Here is a 3,762-nt window from a genome sequence, read left to right as displayed (position 1 = left end):
TGGAGTCCGCCCGGGGCATGGGTAACGGTGATGGGGTGCGCCGATGTGGCTCTTTTGGGGGATGAAAACGCCCCCGCGCCCCACGGTGGGTGTGGGGTGCGGGGGTGGTGGGTTCTATCGGGCGGTGACGGTGGCGGAGGGGCGTTGGAAAGCGGAGGGCGTGAAAGAGGCTGGTCGGGGAAAGCGGCTACGTCCCGCAGTACGTCGTGTAGTCGCCGAATTCTTCGGGGGCAGGGCGCTCGAAGCGTTCGTCGTCGGGGTTGCTGCTCGACGTGAATGGGTCGGTGATCCTCGCCAGCAGGGCGTGGAAGGGGTGCATGTTGCGGGGCTCGTTGGCGTCGCCGGCGCCCGCGGCGGCCAGGGCCTCCTCAACGAGGTGGTTGCGCGGGATGTAGATCGGGTTCGCGCGGCGCATCCGATCGGCGTCGGGGCCCAGCTCCCGCCAGGTCTCCAGCCACTCCTTCGCACGGTCGCCGTCGGTGAAGTGGGCGAGGAACGCGGCCTCGGCGACTTCGGGATCGACGCTGTCTCGGCCGTCATCCGCGCCGTTTGTCTGACCGTCGCCCGCACCGTCGGCTCGCCCTCCGGCGGCGACGAGAGTCAGCGCCCGGTGGACGAGGGTGTGGTCGGGGTTGTCGTCGCCGAGCATCGCCAACCATTCCTCGACCACGGCGTGCACGGTAGCGACGTCGGCCTCCGGCGTCCCATCACCCAGCCCCAACTTGGCCTTCCACGTCTCGAGGATCCGGCCATCGACGAGCTCCCTGAACCCGGCGAGGTGCTCGCGTGCGAGGGTCAGGGCACGGTCGGCGTCGGCGTCGTAAAGCGGGGCGAGGGTCTCCGTGAACCGGGCCAGATCCCACTCGAGCACGCGCGGCTGGCCCCCGTAGGCGTAGATGCCCTGCCGGTCGATCGAGCTGAACACGGCGCCCGGGTCGTGCGCGTCGAGGAAGGCGCACGGGCCGTAGTCGATGGTCTCGCCGGAGATGGTGATGTTGTCGGTGTTCATCACCCCGTGCACGAACCCGGCGCCCAGCCACGCCGCGACCAGGCTCGCCTGCGCATCGGCGACGGCATCGAACAGGGCCAGCGGACGCTCGGCTTGGGGCAGCGAGAGCACGTCCGGGTAGTGCCGGGCGGCGGCATGGTCGACGAGACGCTTGACGACGTCGTCTCCGCCATGCGTCCGAGCGAACTGAAACGAACCGACGCGCAGATGACTCGCCGCCACCCTCACCAGGATCGCGCCGGGCAGCGCCCGCTCGCGCTGGACGCGGCCGCCAGTGGCGATGACCGCCAGCGCGCGGGTGGTCGGGATGCCCAGGGCGTGCATGGCCTCGGCGACCAGGTACTCGCGCAGCATCGGGCCGAGCGCGGCGAGGCCGTCGCCGCGGCGGGCGAAGGGGGTCGGGCCGGAACCCTTGAGATGGATGTCGCGGAGATCGCCGTCGCGGTCGGCGATCTCGCCGAGGAGCAGCGCACGGCCGTCACCGAGGATGGGCACGAACTGCCCGAACTGGTGGCCCGAATACGCCTGCGCTACCGGGCGGTAGGGGGCGGTAGCTGAAGAATGGGTGGCGCCGCGGGCGGGGTTCGTCGCGTCATCGGAGTTGGCGTCGGCTCCGGCGCGCCCCGTCAGGAATTCGACGCCGGCGGGGGAGTGGAGCCACTCGGGATCGAGGCCGAGCTCGCGGGCGAGGTCGTCGTTGAGCACGACGATCTCGGGGGAAGGCGATTCCTGCGCGGACCATTCGATGGCCATCTCCGGCATGGCGTCGGCGAAATCGGCGGTCAGGCGGACGGGCTGGTCGGGGGTGGTGGTCGGCTCGTTCGTCTGTGACATGTGACGAGTCTACGGACGGTGGCGCGAGGCGGGGTGGGGGCGCGCGATAGGCGAACGTGGGCCGCCGATAAGATTCGAACGTTCACATGAGCGGCACCGTCTGACGCAGGGCGGTGTCGTTTGGCATGTGCGCCAAATGTGGTGCATCAAGGGAGGCTCCGGTGGCACGGGAATTGCGGACGATCAGCTTCTTCAACAACAAGGGAGGGGTGGGCAAGACGACGCTGTCGACCAATGTCGCCCACTACTTCGCGGAGCGGGGCAAGCGCGTCCTGTACGTCGATTGTGATCCGCAGTGCAATGCGACGCAGCTGATGCTCGATGAGGATCAGTGCGCCGAAATCTACGCGGAAACGTCGAGTGCGGACTCGGGTAATGGCGTCGGCAAAGAGGGGCTTCCCGAGCCTCGTGCCGCGGAAATGGCACTGAAGCGATCCCTCGCCCGAACCGTCTACTCCCTTTTCGTGCCGCTCCGCGAGGGCGAGACGACGATCAATGCGGACATCCGCCCGTATCGGTCGCGGCGGTTCGGGGTCGACGTGTTGCCCGGACATCCCGCCCTGTCCGAGATCGAAGACGTGATGAGCGAATCGTGGCACGCCGCGGTGGCCCGGAAGACCGGAGATTTCCGACGCATTCATTGGGCCGGCCAGCTTGCCGTCGCGATGGAGAACCAGGACCGGTATGACGTGATCTTCTTCGATGTGGGCCCGAGTCTCGGCCCGTTCAATCGCACGGTGCTTCTGGGATGCGATGCCTTCGTGACCCCAACTGCGACGGATCTTTTCAGCTTCCACGCATTCGACAATCTGTCCCGGTGGTTCCGAAAGTGGGTCACCGACTACAGCGAAATCGTCGAAGCGAACGAGATGGAATGGCGCATGTTCGCCCCGGACGTCGAGGAGAAGCTCCAGGCGCTCCGGGTGTTCGGTAAGCAGGGCCGTTCGCTCCAATACCTCGGGTACACGACCCTCGAATACGTGAAGAAGAAGTCGAATGGCCAGGAACAGTTGGTTGGCGCGTTCGAACGATTCCGGGACCGCTTCGGCGACGAGTCCCGTGGCATCGCCGAGAGCCTGGGCCAGGAACCCGGGGAACTGCTCCTGGGGCACGTGCCGCACATGCACTCGATGCCGGCGACCGCACAGGACGTGCACGCGCCGATCGCCGACCTGAAATCGGCCGACGGCGTCCGGGGAGCCCAGCAGAATCAGAAGGCGAATTACGCGGAGAAGATCCACGGCGTCGCGGCCAAGGTATTCGATCAGCTCATGGAATCGTCCCCGAGCATGGACCGGGAGACCGTGCACGCCCGATAATGGAGATCTCTGGATACCAGCCGTGCCATTTCGGCCGGGTTTGCGAGTTCCTCGAACGACCGTTTGGGAGGGCGTCCGGTGTGATCCGGCGCGCCGCATAGTCTGCGGGCGCAACCGCGGAATCGGCCGCGGTGCCGGTGCGGAGCCGGAGATCGAAAGCGAGGGGCCGGGCATGGACCTTCATTTGATGCAGCAGGTCAAGCGATTGTTTGCGTGGGCCGACGCCAACGACGACACCCGGAACATGGAGCTGCACATGCAGGTCGCGTTCGGGCTTCTCGCCGAGCAGGGTGCGGCGACCACGCCTAAGCATGCGCTGACCGCCGCCGAATTGGACGTGCGCGATCGGCCGGTCATCCGCCAGATCCAGCTGACGCAGTCGTATCGCTGGGAGCGGGCGAAGCTCGCGTCGCGCATCGCGGAGGGCCTGCACTGCCGGTTCATCTGGATCGGATCCTTGACTCAGGAGGCTCCGACGGTCGGGTGCTTCATCGGGTGCCGTCCGCACGCCGACCGGGCGCGCCTGCTGTTCGAGGTGATGGATCCGGACCTTCGGCTGCTCACCCGCTTCATCGGCCCGCCGCAGGGTGCGGGGTGGGG

3 protein-coding genes are annotated in these 3,762 nt (G+C 67.4%); 2 read left to right on the top strand and 1 reads right to left on the bottom strand.

What is annotated here, in order from left to right; all coding sequences use genetic code 11:
* Positions 1-187 precede the first annotated feature (187 nt).
* The gene (locus GX015_RS08025) at positions 188-1,771 is read right to left on the bottom strand and encodes a protein adenylyltransferase SelO family protein (protein ID WP_291344204.1); all 1,584 of its coding nucleotides are present in this window, start codon (positions 1,769-1,771) and stop codon (positions 188-190) included.
* A 245-nt stretch (positions 1,772-2,016) separates the two neighbouring features.
* Here GX015_RS08025 and GX015_RS08020 point away from each other — a divergent pair, with 245 nt between their 5' ends.
* Entirely contained in the window at positions 2,017-3,162 is a 1,146-nt protein-coding gene (locus GX015_RS08020; RefSeq protein ID WP_366926259.1) for a ParA family protein, read from the top strand.
* Positions 3,163-3,334: 172 nt separating this feature from the next.
* On the top strand, positions 3,335-3,762 hold a 428-nt coding region (locus GX015_RS08015; protein ID WP_291344202.1), incomplete at its 3' end, for a hypothetical protein.

Source organism: Corynebacterium sp. (assembly GCF_012837295.1).
Lineage (GTDB): Bacteria > Actinomycetota > Actinomycetes > Mycobacteriales > Mycobacteriaceae > Corynebacterium.
Note: the sequence above shows the minus strand (reverse complement) of the source record. Positions and strands in the feature narration are given on the sequence as shown.